The organism is Thermus tenuipuniceus (genome assembly GCF_002964845.1).
GTDB lineage: Bacteria > Deinococcota > Deinococci > Deinococcales > Thermaceae > Thermus > Thermus tenuipuniceus.
Map to the genome: position 1 here is coordinate 37,102 of NZ_KZ672956.1, position 23,518 is coordinate 60,619.

General features: G+C 66.4%; 19 protein-coding genes. 15 read left to right on the forward strand and 4 right to left on the reverse strand.

Annotated features, from left to right (window positions below; translation table 11 throughout):
- The first annotated feature begins 3 nt into the window (after positions 1 to 3).
- From C2847_RS00230 to C2847_RS00260, 7 genes are read left to right on the forward strand one after another with little or no spacing between them, the layout of a single operon-like run.
- Positions 4 to 2,373, forward strand: a complete 2,370-nt coding sequence (locus tag C2847_RS00230) for a glycoside hydrolase family 31 protein (RefSeq protein ID WP_279627857.1) — start codon at positions 4 to 6, stop codon at positions 2,371 to 2,373.
- Positions 2,370 to 4,418, forward strand: a complete 2,049-nt coding sequence (locus tag C2847_RS12785; RefSeq protein ID WP_105316483.1) for a glycoside hydrolase family 2 TIM barrel-domain containing protein — start codon at positions 2,370 to 2,372, stop codon at positions 4,416 to 4,418. Before C2847_RS00230 ends, C2847_RS12785 begins: the two co-directional genes overlap by 4 nt.
- Positions 4,418 to 5,704, forward strand: a complete 1,287-nt coding sequence (locus tag C2847_RS00240) for an MFS transporter (RefSeq protein ID WP_105316581.1) — start codon at positions 4,418 to 4,420, stop codon at positions 5,702 to 5,704. Before C2847_RS12785 ends, C2847_RS00240 begins: the two co-directional genes overlap by 1 nt.
- Before the next feature lie 11 nt (positions 5,705 to 5,715).
- A complete protein-coding gene (locus tag C2847_RS00245; protein ID WP_105316484.1) occupies positions 5,716 to 7,176 on the forward strand; it encodes a glycoside hydrolase family 36 protein in 1,461 nt (486 codons plus the stop codon).
- The gene (gene galT / locus C2847_RS00250; protein ID WP_105316485.1) at positions 7,160 to 8,242 is read left to right on the forward strand and encodes a galactose-1-phosphate uridylyltransferase; all 1,083 of its coding nucleotides are present in this window, start codon (positions 7,160 to 7,162) and stop codon (positions 8,240 to 8,242) included. The genes C2847_RS00245 and galT overlap by 17 nt, the downstream gene beginning before the upstream one ends.
- Positions 8,239 to 9,729, forward strand: coding sequence for a glycerol kinase GlpK (glpK, locus tag C2847_RS00255; RefSeq protein ID WP_105316486.1), 1,491 nt, complete (start codon positions 8,239 to 8,241; stop codon positions 9,727 to 9,729). Before galT ends, glpK begins: the two co-directional genes overlap by 4 nt.
- On the forward strand, positions 9,726 to 11,261 hold the full coding sequence (locus tag C2847_RS00260) for an FAD-dependent oxidoreductase (RefSeq protein ID WP_105316487.1): 1,536 nt from the start codon (positions 9,726 to 9,728) through the stop codon (positions 11,259 to 11,261). The genes glpK and C2847_RS00260 overlap by 4 nt, the downstream gene beginning before the upstream one ends.
- Here the strand turns inward: C2847_RS00260 and ftsH are convergent.
- Positions 11,258 to 13,111 carry an ATP-dependent zinc metalloprotease FtsH gene (gene ftsH, locus C2847_RS00265; RefSeq protein WP_105316488.1) on the reverse strand — a complete coding sequence of 618 codons (1,854 nt, stop codon included), beginning with the start codon at positions 13,109 to 13,111 and terminating at the stop codon, positions 11,258 to 11,260. The two genes, C2847_RS00260 and ftsH, sit on opposite strands and share 4 nt — an antisense overlap.
- Before the next feature lie 72 nt (positions 13,112 to 13,183).
- Between ftsH and C2847_RS00270 the strand changes: the two genes are divergently transcribed.
- Entirely contained in the window at positions 13,184 to 14,536 is a 1,353-nt protein-coding gene (locus tag C2847_RS00270) for a tetratricopeptide repeat protein (RefSeq protein ID WP_105316489.1), read from the forward strand.
- On the opposite strand, the gene C2847_RS00275 is transcribed toward C2847_RS00270, so the two are convergent.
- Positions 14,533 to 15,570, reverse strand: coding sequence for a DUF4388 domain-containing protein (locus C2847_RS00275; protein WP_105316490.1), 1,038 nt, complete (start codon positions 15,568 to 15,570; stop codon positions 14,533 to 14,535). The genes C2847_RS00270 and C2847_RS00275 overlap by 4 nt on opposite strands.
- Positions 15,571 to 15,573: 3 nt before the next feature.
- Positions 15,574 to 16,545: a Holliday junction branch migration DNA helicase RuvB gene (ruvB, locus tag C2847_RS00280; RefSeq protein ID WP_105316582.1), complete on the reverse strand. Its 972-nt coding sequence runs from the start codon at positions 16,543 to 16,545 to the stop codon at positions 15,574 to 15,576.
- Between the two features lie 30 nt (positions 16,546 to 16,575).
- Here ruvB and panB point away from each other — a divergent pair, with 30 nt between their 5' ends.
- From panB to C2847_RS00305, 5 genes are all read left to right on the forward strand, one after another.
- Complete coding sequence (gene panB, locus C2847_RS00285) at positions 16,576 to 17,361, forward strand: 3-methyl-2-oxobutanoate hydroxymethyltransferase (RefSeq protein ID WP_105316491.1); 786 nt, start codon at positions 16,576 to 16,578, stop codon at positions 17,359 to 17,361.
- Positions 17,362 to 17,527: 166 nt separating this feature from the next.
- Complete coding sequence (locus C2847_RS00290; protein ID WP_425275067.1) at positions 17,528 to 18,286, forward strand: metal ABC transporter ATP-binding protein; 759 nt, start codon at positions 17,528 to 17,530, stop codon at positions 18,284 to 18,286.
- On the forward strand, positions 18,279 to 19,085 hold the full coding sequence (locus C2847_RS00295) for a metal ABC transporter permease (protein WP_105316493.1): 807 nt from the start codon (positions 18,279 to 18,281) through the stop codon (positions 19,083 to 19,085). Before C2847_RS00290 ends, C2847_RS00295 begins: the two co-directional genes overlap by 8 nt.
- A gap of 23 nt (positions 19,086 to 19,108) precedes the next feature.
- Complete coding sequence (locus tag C2847_RS00300; protein WP_038041747.1) at positions 19,109 to 19,555, forward strand: RrF2 family transcriptional regulator; 447 nt, start codon at positions 19,109 to 19,111, stop codon at positions 19,553 to 19,555.
- A 48-nt stretch (positions 19,556 to 19,603) separates the two neighbouring features.
- Positions 19,604 to 20,749, forward strand: coding sequence for a cysteine desulfurase family protein (locus tag C2847_RS00305; RefSeq protein ID WP_208619914.1), 1,146 nt, complete (start codon positions 19,604 to 19,606; stop codon positions 20,747 to 20,749).
- Between the two features lie 2 nt (positions 20,750 to 20,751).
- On the opposite strand, the gene C2847_RS00310 is transcribed toward C2847_RS00305, so the two are convergent.
- Positions 20,752 to 22,434 (reverse strand): long-chain-fatty-acid--CoA ligase, encoded by a 1,683-nt coding sequence (locus C2847_RS00310; RefSeq protein ID WP_105316494.1) that lies wholly within the window; start codon positions 22,432 to 22,434, stop codon positions 20,752 to 20,754.
- Between the two features lie 87 nt (positions 22,435 to 22,521).
- Here C2847_RS00310 and C2847_RS00315 point away from each other — a divergent pair, with 87 nt between their 5' ends.
- Both C2847_RS00315 and C2847_RS00320 read left to right on the forward strand, forming a co-directional pair.
- On the forward strand, positions 22,522 to 23,148 hold the full coding sequence (locus C2847_RS00315; RefSeq protein ID WP_105316495.1) for a phosphoribosyltransferase: 627 nt from the start codon (positions 22,522 to 22,524) through the stop codon (positions 23,146 to 23,148).
- Positions 23,136 to 23,516: a cupin domain-containing protein gene (locus C2847_RS00320; RefSeq protein ID WP_105316496.1), complete on the forward strand. Its 381-nt coding sequence runs from the start codon at positions 23,136 to 23,138 to the stop codon at positions 23,514 to 23,516. Before C2847_RS00315 ends, C2847_RS00320 begins: the two co-directional genes overlap by 13 nt.
- Positions 23,517 to 23,518: the final 2 nt, after the last annotated feature.

The window sequence follows — 23,518 nt, forward strand, 5'->3', positions numbered from 1 at the left end:
GGCTTGCTGAAGAAACTTTGGAATGCGGTGGAAATGGTGGCCCTTCTGGGCCCGGGAGTTCTCCTTTTGGCCATCCAGTACGCCAGGAAGCGGGATCGGTGGGAGCCCAAGACCCCCTTCCTCCCATGGCAAGGGGTGGGGAAGCCCCTGGGCCTAAAGGCCATTCCCGGCGGGGTGAGGGTGCGTTTCCAGGAGGTGGAACTGGAAGCGGTCTTCCTGGGAGAGGACCTCCTCCGCCTCACCTGGTTTCCCGGCGAGGCGGTGCCTCCTTACGCCCTGGCGGGGGCGGAGGAAGCCTCCCCCTTTGAGCCCGAGCGCCAGGAGGGAGGCCGCCTTCTTAGAACCCCCCACCTGGCCCTGGCGGTGGAGGAGGAAGGGTTGACCCTCTGGGATGGGGCGGGAAGGCTTCTCAGGCAGGAGGCCTACCCCGAGCGCTCGAGGAGGGCCTGGCGGCACCGGGTGCACCTGGCCCCGGAAGAGAGGGTCTTTGGCCTTGGGGAAAGGGCCTATACCTTGGACCGCCGGGGTGGGGTCTTCCGTTTCTGGAACCAGGACCCTGGGGGAAGCTACAGCCCCGGGGAGGATCCCCTCTACCTTTCGGTACCCCTTTGGCTTTCCCAAAAGCCCGAGGGAGGGTACCTGGCCTTTTACGAGAACCCTGCGGATGGCTTTGCCGACCTGCGGGAAGGCGAGGCCCTGGTGGGCTTTCTTGGCGGAACCTTCCGCTACTACCTGATCCCGGGGCCCCTGGAGGAAGCCCTGGCCCGTTATGTGCGCCTCACCGGCCTTCCACCCCTGCCGCCCCGCTGGGCCCTGGGCTTCCACTATGCCCGCTGGGGACTTAGGACCCGGAAGGAGGTGGAGGAGGTGGTGGAGGGTTTCCTGAAGCGGAACCTTCCCCTGAAGGCGGTCCACCTGGACATCGATTACATGCGGGGATACAGGGTGTTCACCGTGGATGAAAAGCGCTTTCCCGACCTGGGGGGCATGGTGCGGACCTTCCGGAAAAGAGGAGTGCACACGGTGCCCATCCTGGATCCCGGGATTAAGGGAGAAAGGGGATTTTCCCCTTATGAGGAGGGCCTAAGGAAGGGGGTGTTCTGCCGTTTGCCCTCGGGGGAGGTTTTCCTGGGTCCCGTCTGGCCTGGGCTTGCTGCTTTCCCCGACTTCACCGACCCCAAGGGCCGGGCCTGGTGGGGGGAGAGGCTTAAGGGCTTCTTGGACATGGGGGTTTCCGGCTTCTGGCTGGACATGAACGAGCCCGCCCTCTTTGCCGCCTGGGGCGAGCCCACCTTTCCCCGGAGCATCCGCCATGCCCTCGAGGGCCAAGGGGGGGACCATGCCTTAGCCCACAACCTCTACGGCCTCCTCATGGCCCGGGCCAGCTTTGAGGGATTCCGGGAACATGCCCCCCTTCGCCGGCCCTTCCTCCTCACCCGGGCGGGGTTTGCCGGGGTGCAGCGCTACGCCTGGGCCTGGACCGGGGATGTGGAGAGCAGCTGGGAGGGCCTGAGGACCACCCTGCGGGCCCTCCTGGGCCTTTCCCTTTCCGGGGTGTACTTCGTGGGCTCGGACATCGGGGGCTTTAGCGGAAACCCCTCCCCCGAGCTCTATGTGCGATGGTTCCAGCTTGCCGCCTTTACCCCTTTTTTCCGCCTCCACTCCGCCCGCTGGACCAGGCGCCGGGAGCCCTGGCGCTTTGGGGAGGAGGTCTTGGAGGGGGTGCGCTGGGCTATGGAGCTTAGGGAAAGGCTTCTTCCTTATCTCTACACCTTGGCCTATCGGGCGAGCCGGGAGGGGCTTCTCCTCCTCAGGCCCCTTTTCCTGCAAGGGGGCCAGCCTGATGGGGCAGACCTCGAGGAGGCCTTCTTGTTGGGAAGAGACCTCCTGGTGGCCCCGGTCCTGGAGGAAGGGGCCAGGGCTAAGGAGGTGCCCTTGTCCAAGGGCAGGTGGTACCTCTGGGAGGAGGATGGAGTCCTGGAGGGCCCCGCCCGGGTACGGCTTCCCGCTTCCCTAAAGCGGATTCCCCTTTTGGTGCGGGCCGGGTCCATCCTGCCCCTCTTGGAGGAAGGGGGCCTTGCCCTGCACCTTTACCCGGGGGAAGGCGGTGCGGAAGGCCGCCTGTACTGGGATGAGGGGGATGGGGAGGGAGCCTCCAGGCGGGACCGCTTCCGTCTGGAAAGGGCGGGGGGAGGCTTCCGCCTCCTTTGGGAAAGCCAGGGGGAATACCCCTGGCCCTGGGAGGGGGTGGGCCTGAGGCTTTTCGGCGGGAGGCTTCTTAGAGCTTGGGTGGAGGGGAAGGGGTACCGGGCTGAAGCCGGGAGCGTCCGCCTTCCTCCCTTCCAAGAGGCCCTTTTGGAGGTGGAAGGATGAGGCTGCAAAGAGCCTGGTTTTTAGCCCATGAGGCGCAGACCCCTGCGGAGCTTCCCCGGGCCGGTTGGCGGGAGGTGGCGTTGCCCCACCAGTGGACCCTGGAGGGCTTGGAGGCGGAGGTGGGCTGGTACCGGTTTTCCCTTCCTGAGGGGGGCCTAAGGCGGTTTCTCTACTCCCTTGGGGACTATTACCAGGAGGCCTGGCTGGATGGCACCTACCTGGGGCGGCACGAGGGGTACTTCTTCCCCTGGCGCTTGGAGCTTCCCCCGGGGCGGGAGCTCCTCCTCCGGGTTGCCGCCCCCAAGGAGCCCCTGGGGGTTTGGCCTCGGTTCAAGCGGCAGATCAAGGGGGTCTTGGGCCAGCACGACTGCCGCCCTGGGGGGACCACGGCAAGGGGCCAGGAGCGGGGCACAGGGGGTCTTTGGGACGGGGTGGAGGTGCTCTTCCGCGAGGAGGTGGCTCTACTCGGGCTTACCCACCGCCTCCACCCCCGGCCCGGAGGCTGGCGGCTTCTGGTGCGGCTCCTGGTGGATGCCCCTAGGGCCTTTCGGGAGCCCCTAAGCCTGAGGCTTCTTCCGGAGAACTTCCCGGGGGAAGCCCGGGAGGGGGAGGCCCTCCTGGAAGGGGAGGCGGGGAGGGCTTGGCGGGAGGTGGTGTGGGACCTCCCGGAGATGCCCCTCTGGGAGGTGCGGGAGCGGGGCTTTCCCCACCTCTTCTGCCTCGAGGCGGAGCTCCTGGGGGCCAGCCTCAGCGCCCCCCTGGGCTTCCGCACCGTGGGGCTGGACCCTGAGGGCTGGCTCCTCCTGAACGGCAGGAGGCTTTTCCTAAGGGGCACCAACGCCATCCCCACCCAGTGGCTGGCGGGCTACACAGAGGCCATGGCCCAAAGGGACGTGGCCCTCCTCAAGGAGGCCAACCTGAACGCGGTGCGGGTCCACGCCCACGTGACCCACCCTGCCTTCTACCGGGCCTGCGACCGGGAGGGGATCCTGGTCTGGCAGGACTTCCCCTTGCAGTGGGGGTACGCCCCCGACGAGGCCTTCGCCCAGGAGGCCCTGCGCCAGGTGCGGGCCATGGTGGAGCTTCTTGGGGCCCATCCCTCCATTTACCTCTGGTGCGCCCAGAACGAGCCCACCCACAACCGCCACACCTTAGGCCCCCTCCTTTCCGCTGCCCTCAGGGCCGAAGACCCCACCCGTCCGGTGAAGGAGGCCTCGGATTTCCGCGAGCACCCCTACCCCGGGTGGTACTGGGGGCATATACGGGACTTCCTGGCCCTCCCCGGGGCGCCTCTCCCTTCCGAGTTCGGGGCCCAGGCCCTGCCCCGGGCGGAGCTCCTGCGCCGGGTCCTGGGGGAGGCGGCCTGGCCTCCTAGGTGGGAGGTCTGGGCCTACCACAACTTCCAGCCCCATGAGACCTTCCGGGTGGCGGGGGTGGAGGTTGGGGGGTCCCTGGAGGAGTTTGTGGAGAACTCCCAGGCCTACCAGGCGAGGCTACTGGAGTTTGCCATCCACGCCTACCGGCGGGGGAAGGGGAGGGTGGTGGGCTACTTCCAGTTCATGTTCGTGGAGCCCTGGGAGGGGATCACCTGGGCGGTGGTGGACGTGGAGCGGGTCCCCAAGAAGGGCTATCACGCCCTGAAGGAGGCCAGCAGCCTGGTTCTCCTCTCCCTGGTTCCCTACCGGGAAAGGATGGAGGTGGGGGGGCCTCCCCTGCAGGAGGCCTGGCTCGTAAGCGACCTGGAAAGGCCCCTAAGCCTTCGGGTCCACCTTTTCCTGGAAGGCCCGCAAGACCTTTCCCTTTACGAAGAGGAGGTGGCCCTGGCCCCCGGGGAGGCCAGGCGGTTTTTCAGCCTGGGGGAGCTTTGGGAAAGCCCCCTCGAGGTCCAGGCCCGCTTCCTTCCCCTCCAGGAGGCTTTGAGGGGGCTTACCCCTGGCGCCTACCGCCTGGTGGGGGAAGCCTACGAGGGGGAGAGGCTTTGGTCCCGCCATGTCCTCGAGGTGGAGTATCTGGAGCCTATCCTGCCCCTGGGGGTGGCCTGGTGATCCCGGCCCAGATCGCCTATGCCCTGGGTGCTTTGGGCCTAACCCTGCCGGGCCAGACCTTCGGCACCTACCTGGCCTTTTACTACCTGGACCATCTGGGTTTGGCCGCCAGCGCCTTCGCCTTGGCCCGCTTGGTCTTTTCCGTCTGGGATGCGGTGAACGATCCCCTCTTCGGCTACCTCTCCGACCGCACCAGGACCCCCTGGGGCCGGAGGCGGCCCTGGCTTTTCCTGGGGCTTCCCCTGTTGCTCTTGGCCTTTTACCTCACCTTCGATGTCCCCGGGTCCTTCTTTCAGGGGCCTGCCCTCTTCTGGTATTGCCTTGGGGTGATCCTGTTCTTTGAGACCTTCGCCGCCCTCACCTGGGTGAACCACGCGGCCCTTTTCCCCGAGCTTTTCCACAAGGAGGAGGAGCGGGCCCGGGCCAACGCCTGGCGGCAGGGGTTCTACTTCGTGGGCCTGGCGGTGAGCATCGCCCTGACCCCCCTGGTCTACACCGCCGTGGGCTTTTCTGGCATGGCCCTCCTCTATGGAGCCATCGGGGGGGTGCTGGTCCTCCTCTTCCTCCTGGCCATCCGGGAAGACCCCAAGGCGCAGCTGGCCAAGCCTCTTCCCCTCATCCCCGCCTTCCGCTACACCCTGGGGAACCAGGCCTTCTGGATCTACTCCCTGGCCGCCTTGTTCCTCCTCTTTGCCGTGGGGCTTTTGGGTGCGGCCATGCCCTTTTACGCCAAGTACGCCCTAGGCCTGGGGCCGGAGGCTACCTCCCTGCTCTTCGCTGCGGTCCTCCTGGCCGCTTTGCCCTCGGTCTTTCTCTGGGCCCGGCTGGCAGGGAGTTTGGGCCCTAAGGGAGCCTGGCTCCTGGCCATCGCTCTCTTGGCCCTGGGGGCCCTTCTTCTCTCCCTGCCCCGCACCCTTCTTGAGGCTTTGCCCGTGGGCTTCCTCATCGGGGTGGGGTTTGGCGGGGTGCTGGTCTTGGGGGATGTCCTTCTGGCGGAGGTCATCGACCGGGACGCTCAGCTCACGGGAAGGAGGCGGGAAGGGGTCTACTATAGCGTCTATGGGTTTATCAATCGGCTTTCCGGGCCCCTACAGGCCCTTTCCTTTGCCCTCCTTACCCCCCTCTTCGGCTACGTGAGCGGGGAGGTTCCGGGGCCAAATCCGGAGGCTGCCTTCCGCTTCCTTATGGCGGGGCCTCCTTTCGTGGCTGCCCTTTTGGCCCTGGCTCTGGCCTTTCGCTTCCCTTACGGGACCAAGGGTAGAATGCCAGGGGCAGGAGGCTCCTAGGGAGGGTGGGCATGCGGCTGGAGTTCTCGGATCCTCTTCAGGGAAGCCGCCTCGAGGTGGCCATTCTGGCCCCTTCTGCGGAGCCGGTGTCCGGAGGGTACCTCCTTAAGGGAAGGGAGGTCCGGGTCTTTCCCCCCTTCAGGGGAAGCCAGTTTTTCCGCCACGGCTGGCAGAGTTGGAGCTTGGCCTCCTGGGTGGACCCGAGGGAGCCTCCCAGGCCTCTTTTCCCCAAAGAACGTCGTCCCCAGGCGGACGACCCCTTTCTCCTCGAGGCTGCGGACTGGGGGAAGGCCTGGTGGGGAAGCGGCCTTGGGGCCTTGCGCTCTCCTCGAGGCCAGGTTCTCCTCCTGGGGGCCCTGGATCTGGGGGCTAGGGTTTTGGGGCGGGAGGAGGCGCTTTTGGGGCGGTACGCCCTGGGGGAAGGGCGCTGGTTTTTGGCCTACGGTCCGGAAGAAGAGGTGTTTGCCGCTTATGCCCGGTACCTTCCCCACCGCCTTTCCGGCAGGCCCCCCAGGGTCTGGTGCTCCTGGTATAGCTTTTACACGAAGATCAGCGAGGCTCTCCTCCTCCAGGCCTTAGACGAGGTGGCTGCCTTTCCCTTTGAGGTTTTCCAGGTGGACGACGGTTGGCAGAAGGCCCTCGGGGACTGGGAGCCAAACGATCGCTTCCCCCGGGGGATGGCCTTTTTGGCGGATAGGATCCGGGAAAAGGGCCTACGGGCGGGGCTCTGGCTGGCCCCCTTTTTGGTGACCCAGGACAGCCCCCTTCGGCATTCCCGCCCCGAGTGGTTGCTTAGGGATGGGGAAGGCCGGCCCGTCCCAGCGGGCTTCAACTGGGGGAAACCCCTCTATGCCCTGGACTCGGGGAACGAGGAAGTCCTGGACTATGTGGCTTCCTTGGTGCGGAAGGCAAGGGAGTGGGGGTACGACTACCTGAAGCTGGACTTTCTCTATGCCGCTGCCCTTCCTGGAGCCGAAGGGGAGGGGCGGTACCGGAGGGCCATGGAGAGGGTACGGGAGGAAGCGGGGGAGGCCTATCTCCTCTTCTGTGGGGCCCCCATCCTGGCCTCCTTGGGGCTTGCCGATGGCCTCAGGGTGGGTCCGGACGTGGCCCCCTACTGGGACAACGAGGACCGCTCCTTCTGGCTGCAGGACCCCACGGGCCCGGGGCTAAGGAATGCCCTCCGCACCACCCTGCACCGGCTTTGGCTGTGGGAAAACGTCCAGGTGGACCCGGACGTGGCTTTCTTCCGGAGCCGTTTCTCGCTGCTATTCCCTGAGGAGATGCGCCTGCAGGAGGCCATGGGGGAGATCACCGGCTTCAAGGCCACCTCCGACCCCCCCTCCTGGCTTTCCCCGGAGGAAAGGGAAAGGCTTTGGGCCTTTCTGAGCCGGGATAAGGAGGTAAAGCCCCTTGGCCCCTACCGTTACCAGGTGGGGGAGGAGGTCTTGGACTATGCCATCCTTTTATAAGCCCTTTTATAAGCACGTGCATCGCAAGAAGGACGGGCGGGAGCTGATCCTTTACGGGCTTCATCCCCTCGAGGCGGAGGTCTTGCCCGTGGCCGAGGAGCCCTCCGTACCGGAGGGGGCGGGGTTCTTCTCCCCAAGCCCCCACCTCCGCTACCACCCCTTGCGGGGGGAGTGGGTGGTCTACGCCGCCCACCGCCAGGAGCGGACCTTCTTGCCTCCCAAAGAGCACTGCCCCCTTTGCCCCAGCCGGGAAGGTGGCTTCCCCACCGAGATCCCCTTTGCCCACTTCCAGGTGGCGGTCTTTGAGAACCGGTTTCCCTCCCTGGTGCCAAGGCCCACCCCTCCCCCGGAAGGGCTTCCCGTTCCCGCGGAGAGGGCTTTGGGCCGGTGCGAGGTGGTGGTGTACACCCAGGCCCACGTGGGAAGCCTGGCCACCCTCACGGAGGAGGAAAGGCTCCTCCTGGCCTGGGTTTGGCGGGACCGGTACCGGGCCTTGTATGCCCTCGAGGGGATCCGGTTCGTTATGCCCTTCGAGAACCGGGGGGAGGCGGTGGGGGTGACCCTCCACCATCCCCACGGGCAGATCTACGCCTACCCCTTTGTGCCCCCTATCTTGGAGCAAGAAAGCCAGGTTTTCCGGGAAAGGCCCGTGCTCCTGGAGCTTTTCCCCCACCTAGAGCCCTACCGGGTGGACCGGGAGGAGGGGTTTTTGGCCTTCGTGCCCCCCTTTGCCCGCTACCCCTTTGAGGTCTGGGTGGCCCCTCTGGAGCGCCACCCTGGGCTTTGGACCTTTTCCGAGGGAGAGATGGCCGCCTTCGCCCGGCTTCTGGGCCGGGTGGTGGCCCGCTACGATGCCCTTTTCGCCGAACCCTTCCCCTACGTGATGGTTTTCCACGCCGCCCCCCTGGGGGAGGAGCGCACCTTCCATTTCCACGTGGAGTTTTACCCGCCCAAACGGGCCAAGGACAAGCTCAAGTTCCTGGCGGGCACGGAGCTTGGGGCGGGCACCTTCGTGGTGGACGCCCTGCCCGAGGATGCCGCCAGGCGGCTAAGGGAGGCCTTATGAGGTATCTTCTCGCCCTGGACCAAGGCACCACCAGCAGCCGGGCCATCCTCTTCAGCCTGGAGGGGAGGCTTGTGGCCATGGCCCAGAGGGAGTTCCGGCAGCTTTACCCCAGGCCGGGCTGGGTGGAGCACGACCCTTTGGAGATCTGGGCGAGCCAGCTCGGGGTGGCCCAGGAGGTTTTGCGCCAGGCCGGGGTGGAGGCCAAGGAGGTGGTGGCCCTGGGCCTCACCAACCAGCGGGAGACCACCCTCGTGTTCGAGAGGGGCACGGGGAGGCCCCTCTATAACGCCATCGTCTGGCAGGATCGGTGCACGGCCCCTTTGTGCCAGAAGCTAAAGGCCCAAGGGCTTGAGCCCCTCTTCCGGGAGCGCACCGGGCTTCTTCTGGACCCCTACTTCTCCGGCACCAAGCTGGCCTGGCTTTTGGAGAACGTGCCCGGCCTTAGGGAGCGGGCGGAAAAGGGGGAGGCCCTTTTCGGCACCGTGGACACCTGGCTCCTCTACCGCCTCACCGGGGGCAGGGTGCACGCCACCGATCCCTCCAACGCCAGCCGCACCCTGCTTTTCAACCTGCACACCCTCTCTTGGGACGAGGAGCTTCTGGGGATTCTGGGAATCCCCCGGGCCATGCTGCCCGAGGTGCGCCCCTCGGATGGGGAGTTTGGAAAGACCCTTCCGGAGCTCTTCGGGTCTCCCATTCCCATCCGCGGGGTGCTGGGGGACCAGCAGGCAGCTCTTTTCGGGCAGGGGGCCTTGGAGGCGGGGCAGGGGAAGTGCACCTACGGGACCGGGGCCTTTCTGCTCCTGAACACAGGGGAGCAGCCTGTCCCTTCCCAAAAAGGCCTCCTCAGCACCGTGGCCTGGAGCCTGGGGGGCAAGGTGAGTTACGCCCTGGAGGGAAGCGTCTTCATGGCGGGGGCGGTGGTGGGGTGGCTTCAGGGCCTGGGCTTGATCCGGGAGAGCGCCGAGGTGGAGGCCCTGGCCCGGGAGGTGGCGGATGGCGGGGGCGTGTACCTGGTCCCGGCCTTCACGGGCCTGGGGGCCCCCTACTGGGACCCCTACGCCCGGGGGGCCATTCTGGGCCTCACCCGGGGCACCACCAGGGCCCACCTGGCCCGGGCGGCCCTGGAGGGAGTCGCCTTCCAGGTGGTGGACGTGGTGCGGACCATGGAGGAGGAGGCGGGCCTGCCCCTACGGGAACTCCGTGTGGATGGGGGGATGGCCCAAAACACCTTGTTCCTGGAGATCCAGGCGGACCTCCTGGGGGTGCCGGTCCTGAGGCCCAAGGTCACGGAGACCACCGCCCTGGGGGCGGCCTGGATGGCCGGGGTGGGGGCGGGGGTCCTGGGGCTGGAGGAGGTGAAGGGGGCCTGGACCCTGGAGGCGCGCTTTGACCCTCGGATGCCAGAGGAAAAGCGGAAGGTCCTCCATGGGGGTTGGCGGCGGGCGGTGGAGCGGGCTTTGGGCTGGGCGGGGGAGGAGGGATGACAAGCCGGGAGGAGCTCTGGGAACGCCTTAAGGAGCCCCTGGACCTCCTGATCCTGGGGGGTGGGGCCACGGGGGCGGGGGTGTTGTGGGAGGCCACCCTGAGGGGCCTGAAGGCGGCCTTGGTGGAGGCGGGGGACTTCGGGGCGGGGACCAGCAGCCGCTCCACCAAGCTCCTCCACGGGGGGGTGCGCTACCTGGAGCTGGCGGTGAAGCACCGGGACTCGAGGCAGCTCCGCTTGGTGCGGGACGCCCTCAGGGAGAGGAGGGTGGTGATGGGGCTCGCCCCCCACCTGGCCAGGCCCTTAACCCTCCTCACCCCCCTCTTCCGCCCCCTGGAGATCCCCTACTACGGGCTCGGCCTCAAGCTCTACGACCTGCTGGCAGGAAGGAGGCGGCTGGCCCCAAGCCGCTACGCTCCTTCCAAGGAGGTGCAGGCCCTCTTCCCCGGCCTTCCCCCCACCCTGGGGGGCATCCTCTACCAGGACGGGCAGTTCGCCGACTACCGCCTGAACCTGGCCCTCATCCTCTCCGCTATCGGGCGGGGGGCGGTGGCCCTGAACCACGCCGAGGCCACGGGCTTCCTCCTGAAGGGGGGAAGGGTGCGGGGCGCGGTGGTGCGGGACCGCCTCACGGGAAAGGAGGTGGAGGTCCACGCCAAGGCGGTGGTGAACGCTACCGGTCCCCAGGCGGACCGGGTGCGCCACCTTTTGGATCCCCATCTTCCCCCCCTCCTCACCCCCTCCAGCGGGACCCACCTGGTCCTGGACTACCCCTTGCGGGTGGGCCTCCTCCTGCCCAAGACCCGGGACGGCCGGGTCCTCTTCCTCCTGCCCTGGCAGGGCCGGGCCCTTTTGGGTACCACCGACCTCTTGGCCGAGGCTACGGCCTGCCCCTTGCCCCGGGAGGAGGAGGTGGCCTACCTCTTGGAGGAGATCCGGCCCTACCTGGGAGACCTCTCGGATAGGGTCCGGGCCGCCTGGGCGGGCCTCAGGCCCTTGGTGGGGAAGGGGGAGACCCGGCTTTTGGTGCGGGACCACCTCATCCTGGAGGAACGGGGCCTCTACACCCTCACCGGAGGAAAGTGGACCACCTTCCGCCTCATGGCCCTGGACCTCCTGGAACGCCTGGCCCGGGACCTCTCCCTTTCCCTTCCTCCTTCCCCGAGCCACCGTACCCCCCTCCTGGGGGCGGGGCCCAGGCTGCCCTTGCCCTTGCCAGAAGCGGTGGCCGAGCACCTCTACACCCACTACGGCACCCTGGCCCTCGAGGTGGCGGCCTTGGGGGATAGGCCCCTTCTCCCCGGGCTTCCCTACCTGGAGGGGGAGGTAGTGTGGGCGGTGCGGGAGGAGCTTGCCCAAAAGCCCCTGGACGTGCTGGCCCGCAGGCTGGGCCTGGCCCTTCTGGACCGGAAGCGGGCGGAGGAGGCCCTGCCCCGGGTGGGGGACCTCATGGCCCCTCTCCTGGGCTGGGATGATCCCACAAAGCAGACCCTTCTCTCGGAGGCCGAAAAGGCGCTTCCCGCCCTTTGCTAGGCGCTTTCCTCCGAGGCCCTTTGCACCGCCTGGGTTTCCTTGAGGATGGCCCGCACCCGCTCCCCGGGGATGGTTTCCTCCCTAAGGAGTTCCTCGGCGATTCTGTGCATGGCGGGGGCGTGCTCCATGAGGACCTGGCGGGCCTTGGCGTAGGCTTCGTCCAGGATCTTGCGGATGTCCTGGTCGATGAGGCGGGCGGTTTCCTCGGAGTGGTCCTTCTTCTTGGCGATCTCCTCACCCAGGAAGATGGGGCCGGAGTCCGAACCCCAGGCGATGTTCTTGAAGTGCTCCCCCATACCCCAGTCCAGGACCATACGTTTGGCGATCTGGGTGGCCCGTTTGAAGTCGTCCTGGGCCCCGGTGGTCACGGTGCCGGTGAAGAGCTCCTCCGCCACCCGGCCCGCCATGAGGACGGCCAGTTCGTCCATAAGGTGGTCCTTGGAAACCAAAACCCTTTCCTCGGGTTTGCTCCAGCGGGCACCCAAGGCCATGCCCCTGGGGACGATGGAAACCTTTTCCGTCTTGTCCGCATGGGGGAGGACCTCTCCCACCACCGCATGCCCGGCCTCGTGGTAGGCCACGGCCCTCTTCTCCTCCTCGGAAAGCTTAAGGGCGGGCCGCTCGAGGCCCAGGACGATCTTGTCCAGGGCCTTCAGGAAGTGCTCCTTGCGGATTTTCTTGGCGCTATCCCGGGCCGCCAGCAGGGCTGCCTCGTTGACCAGGTTCTTCAGATCGGCCCCGGAGAAGCCCGGGGTGAGGTGGGCCAGTTCCAAAGCGTCCACCTCCTCGGCGATGGGTTTGCCCCGCATGTGCACCAGGAGGATGTCCCGGCGCTCTTCCAGGGTGGGGAGGCCCACCACCACCTGGCGGTCAAAGCGCCCGGGGCGCAAGAGGGCGGGGTCCAGGATGTCCGGGCGGTTGGTGGCGGCCAGGACGATCACCGAGGTGTCCTTTTCGAAGCCGTCCATCTCGGAAAGGATCTGGTTCAGGGTCTGCTCCCGCTCGTCATGGCCGCCCCCGATGCCTGCCCCCCGTTTGCGGCCGATGGAGTCCAGCTCGTCGATGAAGATGATGCTGGGGGCGCTCTTTCTGGCGTCCTCGAAGAGGCTCCGCACCCGGCTTGCTCCCACCCCCACGAACATCTCCATGAACTCGCTGGCGGAAACGGAGAAGAAGGGTACCCCCGCCTCCCCCGCCACCGCCCGGGCCAGGAGGGTTTTGCCCGTGCCCGGCGGGCCCACCAGGAGGACGCCTTTGGGGATCTCTGCCCCTAGCTCCAGGTACTTCTGGGGGTTTTTCAGGAAGTCCACCACCTCCATGAGCTCCCGCTTGGCCTCCTGGTGGCCGGCCACGTCCTTGAAGGTGGTGCTGACCCGCTTCTCCTTGCCGTAAAGCCGGGCGCGGCTTTGGCCGAACTGCATCACCTGCCCGGCCCCACCTTGGGCCCGCATGAAGAAGAACCAGAAGAAGGCGATGAGGAGGAGGGTAGGTCCCAGGTAGAGGAGGAACTGGGGCCACAAGGAGGGGGGTTTGGTGACGATCCTCACCCCGTTTTCCTCCAGGAAGCGCAATAGCTCGGGGTCGGTCACCTGGGCCGGGGGCAAGGGCACGGCGAAGCGCCTGGCCACCTGGCTTCCCCCTTGGGGGGTGGGGAAACGCTCCGGTTCCTTAAGGGTGCCCAGAATCCGTGTTTCCTCTAGGACAACCTCGGCCACCTTGCCTTCCCGTACCAGCTTGCGAAACTCGGTATAGGAAAGGGTGGGGGCCGGAGGGCCTGTGAAGGCGGTATAGACCAGATAGCCCAGAAGGAGCAAGAAGACCAGGGTGAAGGGATTAATTCGCTGCGGCAAGGTCTACCTCCCTGGTCCTATGGTAGCGCCTTTAGGGTAAAAGAACGTGGGGTGTGGTATCCTCTAGCGGCGATGAAGGGGGTCCTCGAGGCCCTGCACCAAGGGGATTACGATACCGCCATTGAGCGCCTTACCCGGAAGGCCCTGTTCGGCCCCAAAGCGGAGGCCCGGGAGGCCCTTCTGCTTTTGGCGGAGGTCCACAGCCTCTATGGGGAGGAGGGGCTGGAAAAGGCCCACCGGGCCTTGGAGGAGGCCTATGAGCTTGGGGGACTGGAGTACGACCCCCTGTACCGGGCCCTTCTGGGGGAGCTTTTGGCCCTCGAGGGCCGGGGGGAGGAGGAGGTGCGGGCCCTTTTCCTCCCCACGGAGGACCCCCGGGCCCGGTACCACCAGGCCCAGGCCCTCTTCTACCTGGGCCGGTTTGAGGAGGTTTTAAGGACCCTTAAGGAAGGGCTTCCCGCTTTTTTGGCCTGGCGGGCGGAGGGGCTTAAGGGAAGGGCCTTGGAAAGGCTGGGCCGCTACCGGGAGGCCGCCTTGGCCTACGAGAGGGGGACGGAGCTGGCCTTGGGGCTGGAGCGCTACTGGCTCCTTTTGGATGCTGCCGCCATGTGGCTGGAGGCGGGGGAGGGGGAAAGGGCCCTTCTGGCCCTTGAGGAGGCCTCGGGAGCCGTGGGGGAGGAGCCCGTGGAGGACGCCGCCACCCGCCACTACCTTCTGGCCCGGGCCCATTTCCTCCTGGATAACCCCAACCGGGCCCTGGAGGAGGTGCTGAAGGCCCTAGCCCTGGAGGAGGAAAGCGGCCATAAGGCCTACGGCACCCCCCTCCTAGAGGGGCAGATCCTGCTCCGACTGGGCCGCTACGCCGAGGGCATGGCCGCCTTCCAGGAAGCCTTGGCCAGGGCTGAGGGTCTGGAGAAGGGATACGTTTTCCATGAGATGGCGGTGGCGGCCTTGGACCAGGGGGCCTACCTGGAGGCGGAGGAGTACCTGGAGGCCCTTCTGCGGGAAGAGGGTTACCCCTACCGGGCCCAAGCCCTGGCGGACCTGGCCGAGGCCCTGTACCGCCAGGGGCGGTACCAGGAGGCGGAGGAAATGGCCCAAAGGGCCATGCGCCAGGGGGCGGAGGCGGCAGGGGAGCTGATCCTGGGCCATATCGCCTACGACCTGATGCACCTGGAAGAAGCCTTGGCCCACTACCGTAAGGCGGCGGAGGTTTCCGAGGAGGGAAGCCGGGAGTGGGTGGGAGCCCAGGAGATGGTGGTGGACACCCTGGTCCAGCTGGGTTACCGCTCTCCTGAGGAGATCCTGGCCCGTGCGGAGGCGGTGCTGCCCCATGTCCACCCCGCCGACGAGTGGCACCAGGCCCTTCTGACCTACCGGGAGCGGGCGGAGGCCATCCTGCGGGAGGGAAGACGGCCCAACTAGGGCCCCCCCCGCCTTAAGGGGGCCAGGGCCTTAAGCACCTCCTGGGCCTTTAAGGGTTTGGGGAGATGCAAAACCCTGAGGGGACGGAAGAGAAGCCCCGGGGGGGTTTCGCTCACCAGGTACAGGGAGGCCAGCTTGCCCTCGGGGTGGGCCCTGAGCTTTCGGGCTATTTCCAAGGCTTTTTCTCCCTGGAGGATGATGGCCTTGGGCCTCTCCTTGAGAAGGCGGAGGGCCATCTCCAGGTCCAAGGGGAGCTGTACCCGGTAGCGGTGGGCCTCCAGCAAGTAGAGGAGAAGCCGCCGCACCACCCCGCTTTCCGCCAGCACCAGAACCAGGGGGTCGTCCGCCAGCAGGGTGGAAGGGCGGATCAGCCCCCGGCTTTTCAGCTCAAAGAGGATATGGTAAACCTGCTCTTCCGGAAGGCCGGATAGCAGGGCCACGCTTCTCGCTCGGCGCACCCCGTCCAAGAGTTCCAACACCGTCCAGGCCTCGGGGGTGAGGGGGTGGCGGGTGGGGTCCTCCACCAAGTGGAAGACCTCGTCGGGGTCCACCTGGCCTTGGCGCCACTCGTCCAGGCGCCGGGCCGCTTCCAGAAGGGTGGCCTTGGTTTCCAGGGTTTCCGGCAAAGCCACCTGGCTTCCCTCCCCCAGGGGCTCGGCTAGAATCTCCCCTTCCTTTTCCCCCAGCAGGGTGGCCAGGGCCTCGAGGACCTGGGCCTCGAGGGCCTCTCTAAGCTCCTCTTCCCCGATGAGGCCCAGCTCCAGGGCCAGGGCCCCCAAGGGGGTTCCGGGGTTTTCCCGCCCCTGGCGCTCCACTAACTCCTGAACCTCCTCCAGGGAAAGATGGCCAAGGCGCACCAGGTACTCCCCCAGGTGGGGTCCCGGCTCGGTGCGGGCGTAGAGGATGCGCCCGTGAAGGAGGTGGATCCGGCCATAAAGACGCCCCCGGAAGGTGACCACGGCGCTTTTGCGGTGGTCGGCCAGGGCCTTCAGGAGTTCCGCCAGGTCCAGTTCTTCCAGGGTGGCCCGTACCATGGCCTAGAGAAGGGGTTCCACGGGAGGGGGATAGCCCAGGTGGCGGTAGGCCCGTTCCGTGGCCACCCGGCCCCGGGGGGTGCGCTTCAGGAGCCCCTGCTGGATGAGGTAAGGTTCGTGGACTTCTTCCAGGGTACCTGGGTCCTCGGAGACGGCGGTGGCCAGGGTCTGCAGGCCCACTGGGCCGCCTCCGAAGCGCAGGATTAGGGTTTCCAGGATCTCCCGGTCCCGTTTCTCCAGGCCGAGCTCATCCAGGCCCAAGGCGTTTAGGGCTTCCAGGGCCCTTTCCTGGGTAATGGTTTCCTCCCCCGCCACCTGGGCGAAGTCCCGCACCCGTCGGAAAAGCCTTTTGGCCACGCGCATGGTGCCCCGGCTTCTTTTGGCGATCTCCAGGGCGGCTTCCTCGGCGATGGCCACCCCTAGAAGCCTCGCGTCCCGCCTGACCCCTTCGGCCAGCTCCTCCAAGGAGTAGTACTCCAGGTGCTCCACGATGCCGAAGCGGCTCCTCAAGGGGGCGGTGATGAGGCCCGGGCGGGTGGTGGCCCCGATCAGGGTGAAGCGGGGAAGCTCCAGGCGGATGGTGCGGGCCGCCGGCCCCTGGCCGATGACGATGTCCATCTTGAAGTCCTCCATGGCCGGGTAGAGGTGCTCCTCCGCCTGGCGGCTTAGCCGGTGGATCTCGTCGATGAAGAGGATGTCCCCTTCCTCCAGGGAGTTGGCCAGGATGGCGGCTAGGTCCCCGGGTTTCTCTATGGCGGGCCCCGAGGTGACGCGCAGGTTCACCCCAAGCTCGTAGGCGATCACGTGGGCCAGGGTGGTCTTGCCCAGGCCAGGGGGTCCGAAGAGGAGGAGGTGCTCTAAGGGCTCCCCCCGGGCCTTGGCCGCCTCGAGGTACACCCTCAGCTTCTTCTTGAGCCTCTCCTGACCGATGTACTCGTCCAGGGTCCTGGGCCTTAGGGCGAGGTCCGGGTGCACTTCCACGCCCTTTCATGATAGCCTTTTCCCGTGCGCCGGACGGTAAAAGACTTTCGCCATGCGAAGGGCCAAAGGCTCGTCTACCTCACCGCCTACGACTACCCCACGGCCCGCCTAGCTGAGCGGGCTGGGGTGGACGCCATCCTGGTGGGGGATTCCCTGGGCATGGTGGTGCTGGGCTATTCCTCCACGGTTCCCGTGAGCCTGGAGGAGATGCTCCACCACACCAAGGCGGCCCGGCGGGGGGCCCCGGATACCTTCTTGGTGGCGGACCTGCCCTATCTTTCCTATGCCACCCTGGATCGGGCCCTTTTCGCCGCGGAGCGGCTTCTGAAGGAAGGTGGGGCGGATGCGGTGAAGCTGGAGGGTGGGGAGGAGGTGGCGGGGATCGTGGCAGGGCTTACCCGGGCAGGGGTCCCGGTTTTGGGCCATGTGGGCCTCACCCCCCAGACGGCGAGCCAGCTTGGGGGCTACAGGCTGCAGGGGAGGCGCCCCGAGGAGGCCGAACGCATCCTGAAAGGGGCCTTGGCCCTGGAGGAGGCGGGGGCCTATGGGGTGGTGCTGGAGATGGTGCCCACGGGCCTGGCCAAGGAGGTCACGGAAAGGCTATCCGTCCACACCATCGGCATCGGGGCCGGCCCCCACACGGACGCCCAGGTCCTGGTTTTCCACGATGTGGTGGGGCTTTACGGGGAGTTCAAGCCCCGGTTCGTGAAGCGGTACCTGGAGGGGGAAAGGCTTTTCCACGAGGCCCTATCCCGATTCGTCCGGGAGGTGCGGGAGGGGGTTTTCCCCGCCGAGGAGCATAGCTTCTGATGCCACCCCGGCCAACCCTTTCCCAAGGCCCGTTTGGGGGTATATGAGGGCAGGGTTCCGTTCCGGTAGCTGAGGGATGGGACTGCGCGGGCCAGGGTCCTACCCGACTGGCGGGAACCCCTAGGGACGTGCCCCCGGGCTTGACGGGCTTGTTGAAATGTTGAAAATGGATTACCGTTATTGTGTGGTGGCCCTCGAGGTCCGAGACCTGTCCGTGCGCTTTGGGGAGTTCAGGGCCCTAGAGGGCGTCAGCCTGAAGGTGCCAGAGGGGGCCTTCGTGGCCATCGTGGGCCCCAACGGGGCGGGGAAGAGCACCCTTTTGAAGGCCGTCCTGGGCCTCGTGCCCTTCCGGGGCGAAGTCAGGGTTTTTGGGCGTTCCTTGACAGAAACCGATCCCCTGTGGTTCGGCTACGTGCCCCAGATCAAGACCTTTGACCGCTCCTTCCCGGCGCTTTCCCTGGAGCTGGTGGCCACGGGTCTGAGGCGGCGCTGGCCCTTCCGCCTGTCCCCCCGGGAAAGGGAGGACGCCCTTTCCGCCTTAAGGCGGGTGGGGGCGGAGGCACTGGCCTTCCGCCCCTTGGGCTGGCTTTCTGGGGGGCAGCTCCAACGGGTCTACCTGGCCCGGGCCCTCATCCGTAGGCCCAGAATCCTCCTTTTGGACGAGCCCGCCACCGGGGTGGACCGGGTGGGGGAGGTGGACCTCTACCGGTACCTGGAGGCCTACCAGGAGGAATCGGGGGCCACGGTGCTCATGATCACCCACGACTGGGAGGCCGCCCACCATGCCAGCCACGTCCTGGTGATGAACCGCAGGGTGGTGGGGTTTGGTCCGCCGGAGCGGGCCCTCACCGAGGAGTGTCTGCGCCAGGCCTTTGGGCACCTGGGTCATGCCCACGGGCTGTACCTAGGGGGTGGGCATGCTTGACGCCCTGGGTTATCCCTTTTTCCAGAGGGCCCTCCTTGCAGGGCTTTTGGTGAGCCTTCTTTCCGGATTGCTCTCCCCCTTCGTGGTGCAAAGGCGGCTTTCCTTCCTGGGGGATGGGCTTGCCCACGCCGCCTTCGCCGGGGTGGCCTTGGGGCTTTTCCTAAGGGGGGAGCCCCTTTGGTTTGCCCTGCCCTTCACCTTTCTGGTGGCCATGGCCATCACCCTGGTGAAGGAGAAGACCGAGCTTTCCGAGGACACGGCCATTGGGGTCTTCTTCGCCCTCTCCGTGGCCCTGGGGGCGGTCTTCCTCTCCAAGGCCCGGGGGTACGTGGGGGACGCCATGGGCTACCTCTTCGGCTCCCTTCTGGCGGTGGGGCCCGCGGACCTTTGGGCCATGGCCCTCCTCCTCTTCCTGGCCCTTTTCCTCCTTCCCCTGTGGGGGCCCTTGGCCTACGCCACCTTTGACCGGGAACTGGCCCTTTCCGACCGGGTGCCGGTGGTTCTCCACGACTACCTCCTTTCCGGCTTCCTTGCCGTGAGCCTGGTGCTGGCGGTAAAGGTGGTGGGGATTATTCTGGTGGCGGCCTTTTTGGTGATCCCCGGGGCGGCGGCCAGGCTCTTGAGCCGCACCTTTGCCGGGCTCACCCTTCTTTCCCTCCTCCTGGCCTCCTTTTCCACGGTGCTTGGCCTTTTCCTCTCCTTCCTCCTGGACTGGCCCAGCGGGGCCAGTATCGTGCTCCTGCAGGCGGCTTTGTTTGGCCTGGCTTTCGTGAAAATCGTATTTTCCGTGAGGAAATAAAGCCTTTGCGCTATACTGGGGGCATGTGGGTGTCCACGAAGGCCCAATATGGCCTCAGGGCCCTGGTGGAGATCGGCCTCAAGGCCCCGGAGGCGGTGCCCCTTAAGGAGGTGGCGGAGGCTCAGGGCATCAGCCAGCACTACCTGGAGCAGATCGCGGCCCAGCTTAGGCGCTCTGGGTTCATCCGCTCCGTGCGGGGGGCCAGGGGGGGCTACCGCCTGGCCCGTCCCCCCGAGAGGGTGACGGCCCTCGAGGTGGTGGAGGCCCTCGAGGGCAGCCTGGCCCCGGTTTCCTGCATCGAGGACCCGGAGTCCTGCGCCAAGGTGGGGCAGTGCTCCACCGAGCTCCTCTGGAAGCGGGTGGATCTGGCCATGCGCCAGGTCCTGGGGAGCACTACCTTGAAGGACCTCATCGAGGAGCGGAAGCTCATCGAGGCCAAGCGCTTGATCCAGCTCCAGCCCGCAGGCTAGGCAAGGGGTCTTAGAAAGGGCTGCTAGGGCTTGCCCTTGGCAAAGGGAATGGAGGGCAAGGAGGAAACCTTGGCTTTGGTCTATCTGGACTACGCGGCCACCACGCCCCTGGACCTCGAGGTCCAGCAGGCCATGCGCGAAGTGGAGGGAATCTTCGGCAACCCCAATAGCATCCACCGCTTTGGCCAGGAAGCCAGAAGGGTGCTGGAGGGAGCCCGGGAGCGGATCGCAAGCCTCCTGGGGGTGCGCCCCAGGGAGGTGGTCTTTACCGGTTCGGGTTCCGAGGCCGATGCCCTGGCCCTCTTGGGGGTGGCCTTGGCCAAGGGGAAGGGGCATGTGGTGAGCACGGAGGTGGAGCACTCCGCGGTCCTGGGGGCCTTGCGGCTTCTTGAGCGCCTGGGTTTTGCCGTGACCCGGCTCAGGCCCGACCGCTTGGGCCTGGTTTACCCGGAGCAGGTGGAGGAGGCCCTGAGGCCCGATACCATCCTGGTGAGCGTCATGGCCGCCAACAACGAGCTTGGCACCCTCTACCCCATCCGGGAGATGGCCGGGATCGCCCACGCCCACGGGGCCCTTTTCCACACGGATGCCGTACAGGCCGTGGGCCAGGTGCCTTTCCGGGTGGATGAGGTGGGGGCGGACCTGGTCTCCTTGAGCGCCCACAAGTTCTATGGGCCGAAGGGGATTGGAGTCCTTTTGGTGCGCCAGGGGGTGGACCTCTTCCCCCTGGTGCCGGGCAAGCAGGAGGGAGGAAGACGGGGGGGCACGCAAAGCCCAGTCTTGGCCCATGGAATGGCGATAGCCCTGGAGAAGGCCTTAAGGCTCTTGCCGGAGGAGTCCTCCCGGCTTCTCGCCTTGAGGCGGCGCCTCGAGGCGGGCTTGCTTTCCGTGGAGGGGGTGGAGCTCAACGGCCATCCCGAGCGGCGCCTTCCCAAGCTGGTAAACGTGACGGTGAAGGGTGCGGATGGGGAGGCCTTGCTTCTCGCCATGGACCTCATGGGGGTGGCGGTTTCCTCGGGGTCGGCTTGCTCCGCGGGGAGCCTCGAGCCCTCCCATGTCCTCCTGGCCATCGGACGCTCTCCGAGGGATGCCCGGGCCTCCTTGCGCTTCTCCCTGGGACGCTACACCACGGAGGCCGAGGTGGACCGGGCGGTGGAGGTCTTCAGGGAGGCGGTGGCCCGGGCGCGGGCCTAAAGCTAAGGCTGCCTTTTGGCAAACTCTTCGCGGAGTTCCCGCCTGAGGATCTTCCCCACGCTGGTTTTGGGCAGGCTGTCCCGGAACTGGATGATGCGGGGAACCTTGTAGGCGGCGAGGTTTTGCCGGCAGAAGGCTTCGATGTCCTTTTCCGTGACCCTGCCCCTGTAGGCTTCCTTGAGGACGATGAAGGCGGCCACGGTTTCCCCGCGGTAGGGGTCGGGTACGCCCACCACGGCGGCTTCCTGGACGGCTTCGTGCTGGTAGAGGACCTCTTCCACCTCGCGGGGGTAGATGTTGTAGCCGCCGGCGATGATCATGTCCTTTTTGCGGTCCACGATGTAGAAGTAGCCGTCCTGGTCCATTCGGGCCATGTCGCCGGTATAGAGCCAGCCGTCCTTGAGGGCCTTTTGGGTTTCCTCGGGGCGGTTCCAGTAGCCCTTCATGATGTTGGGGCCTTTGACGACGAGTTCGCCCACCTCTCCCATGGGGACCTCCTGGCCCTCCTCGTCCACCACCTTGGCCTCCACGCTAGGCAGGGGCATGCCGATGGAGCCCTTTTTGATCTCCCCCTGGACAGGGTTGGAGTGGGTCACGGGGCTTGCCTCGGAGAGGCCGTAGCCCTCGATGAGCCGGGCCCCGGTGATCTCCTCAAAGCGCTTGGCCACCTCCACCGGCAGGGGAGCGGCTCCGGAGAGGCAGATGCGGATGCTCTTTACGTTTCGTTTCTCGATTCCCGGGAAGTGGTTAAAGGCCACGTACAAGGTGGGCACCCCGGGGAAGTGGGTGACCTGGTGCTTTTCTATAGCCTCCACGATGGCGTGGATCTCCGGCCTGGGCAGGAGGACGATCTTGTAGCCGGAGTAGATGCCGTAGTTCATGGCCACGGTCATGCCGTAGACGTGGAAGAAAGGCAAAGCCCCCAGCATCACCCCCTTTCCCACGAGCTCCCGGGCGGAGGAGTCCCAGGCGTCGATCTGCAGGACGTTGGCCACCAGGTTCCGGTGGGTGAGCATGGCGCCCTTGGAGATCCCCGTGGTGCCCCCCGTGTACTGCAAAAGGGCCAGGTCCTCGGGATCAGCGGGATGGGGGGTGGCGGGGGGATGCTTCAGGAGGTCCAAGAAGGCGTGGAATCCTTCCCGTTTGGGAAAGCCCAGGGGGAGCTTGTCCCGCTTCGCCTTTAGGGGATAAAGGAGGTTTTTGGGGAAGGGGAGGAAGTCCTTGATGCCCGTGACCACGGTGCGCTTCACCGGGGTTTCCCCCTCCACCTCTAAGAAGCGGGGTAGGAGGTGGTCCAGAATCACCAGGGTTTCCGCACCCGAGTCCTTGAGCTGGTGCCTTAGCTCCCTTGGGGTGTAGAGGGGGTTCACGTTGACCCCCACGCCCCCCGCCAGAAGGGTGCCAAAGAAGGCGATGACGAACTGGGGGGAGTTGGGGAGCATGATGGCCACCCGGTCGCCCGGCTTCACCCCCAGGGCCTTGAGCCCCTCGGCGAAGCGTCGGGATTTCTCCCATAGCTCCGCATAGGTAAGGGTTTTGCCCAGGAAATCCAGGGCCACATGGTGGGCGTAGCGGCTGGCGCTGTTTTCCAGGAAGCGCCACAAGGGGATGGGGGGAACCTCCACCTCTGGGGGAACCCCAGGATCGTAGTGGGTGAGCCAGGGTCTAGAGCCTACGTGGTCCATACTGACCTCCTTGGGGTCCAAGGTTACCAAAACTTTATACCGCGTTCAAGACCTTGGTCCAGTGTAGCATGAATGGGGAGGTTTCCTATGCGCTTCCGCGACCGCAGGCACGCTGGGGCTCTTCTGGTGGAGGCCCTGAAGCCCTTGGGTCTAGAACGCCCCGTGGTCTTGGGCATCCCTCGAGGCGGGGTGGTGGTGGCGGATGAGGTGGCCAAAGGCCTGGGGGGGGAGCTGGATGTGGTCCTGGTGCGCAAGGTGGGGGCCCCGGGAAACCCGGAGTTCGCCCTGGGGGCGGTGGGGGAAAAGGGGGGCATGGTCTTGAAACCCTATGCCCTCCAGTACGCCGACCAAAGCTACCTGGAGCGGGAAGCGGCCCGGCAGAAGGACGTGATCCGCAAGCGGGCCGAGCGCTACCGTAAGGTGAGGCCAAAGGTACCCCTTGCGGGCCGGGTTGTGGTGCTGGTGGACGACGGCATCGCCACCGGTTCCACCATGGAGGCAGCCTTAGCCGTGGTCCTCTCGGAAAAACCCCGGCGGGTGGTGGTGGCAGTGCCCGTGGCCAGCCTGGATGCGGTGGAGAGGCTGAAGGATCAAGCCGAGGTGGTGGTGCTCTCCACCCCACCGGACTTCGCCGCCGTGGGGGCCTACTTCATGGACTTCGGCGAGGTCACCGATGAGGAAGTGGAGGGGCTTTTGCTACAATGGTCGGCATGAAGCCCGTGGTCAAGCAGGGGGCCAGCGTGGAGGCCCGTCCCGTGGAACGGGGGGAGAAGGCCTTTATCCAGGTGCTCATCGGCCCTGAGGATGGAGCCCCCCACTTCATCACCCGCAAGTTCACCCTCCTTCCGGGGGGAAGGATTCCCAAGCACAAGCACCCCAGCATCGAGCACGAGCAGTACGTGCTCTCCGGGCGCATGAAGATCTATCTGGGCGACGAGGTGAGGGAGGTGGCGGCCGGGCAGGCGGTCTACATCCCCCCGGACACGCCCCATGCCTATGTGAATGAGGGGGATGAGCCGGTGGAGTTCCTGTGCGTCATCCCAAAGACCAACGCCTACGCCACCGAGTGGCTGGAGGACTAGGG

What these genes read in the sequence shown, in the direction of transcription:
- C2847_RS00260 (WP_105316487.1), top strand. Translation starts at nt 9,726, where the DNA reads ATGACAAGCCGGGAGGAGCTCTGGGAACGCCTTAAGGAGCCCCTGGAC.
- C2847_RS12785 (WP_105316483.1), top strand. Translation starts at nt 2,370, where the DNA reads ATGAGGCTGCAAAGAGCCTGGTTTTTAGCCCATGAGGCGCAGACCCCT.
- glpK (WP_105316486.1), top strand. Translation starts at nt 8,239, where the DNA reads ATGAGGTATCTTCTCGCCCTGGACCAAGGCACCACCAGCAGCCGGGCC.
- C2847_RS00320 (WP_105316496.1), top strand. Translation starts at nt 23,136, where the DNA reads ATGGTCGGCATGAAGCCCGTGGTCAAGCAGGGGGCCAGCGTGGAGGCC.
- C2847_RS00300 (WP_038041747.1), top strand. Translation starts at nt 19,109, where the DNA reads ATGTGGGTGTCCACGAAGGCCCAATATGGCCTCAGGGCCCTGGTGGAG.
- galT (WP_105316485.1), top strand. Translation starts at nt 7,160, where the DNA reads ATGCCATCCTTTTATAAGCCCTTTTATAAGCACGTGCATCGCAAGAAG.
- C2847_RS00310 (WP_105316494.1), bottom strand. Translation starts at nt 22,434, where the DNA reads ATGGACCACGTAGGCTCTAGACCCTGGCTCACCCACTACGATCCTGGG.
- C2847_RS00275 (WP_105316490.1), bottom strand. Translation starts at nt 15,570, where the DNA reads ATGGTACGGGCCACCCTGGAAGAACTGGACCTGGCGGAACTCCTGAAG.
- C2847_RS00245 (WP_105316484.1), top strand. Translation starts at nt 5,716, where the DNA reads ATGCGGCTGGAGTTCTCGGATCCTCTTCAGGGAAGCCGCCTCGAGGTG.
- C2847_RS00295 (WP_105316493.1), top strand. Translation starts at nt 18,279, where the DNA reads ATGCTTGACGCCCTGGGTTATCCCTTTTTCCAGAGGGCCCTCCTTGCA.
- C2847_RS00315 (WP_105316495.1), top strand. Translation starts at nt 22,522, where the DNA reads ATGCGCTTCCGCGACCGCAGGCACGCTGGGGCTCTTCTGGTGGAGGCC.
- C2847_RS00290 (WP_425275067.1), top strand. Translation starts at nt 17,528, where the DNA reads ATGGATTACCGTTATTGTGTGGTGGCCCTCGAGGTCCGAGACCTGTCC.
- C2847_RS00270 (WP_105316489.1), top strand. Translation starts at nt 13,184, where the DNA reads ATGAAGGGGGTCCTCGAGGCCCTGCACCAAGGGGATTACGATACCGCC.
- C2847_RS00305 (WP_208619914.1), top strand. Translation starts at nt 19,604, where the DNA reads ATGGAGGGCAAGGAGGAAACCTTGGCTTTGGTCTATCTGGACTACGCG.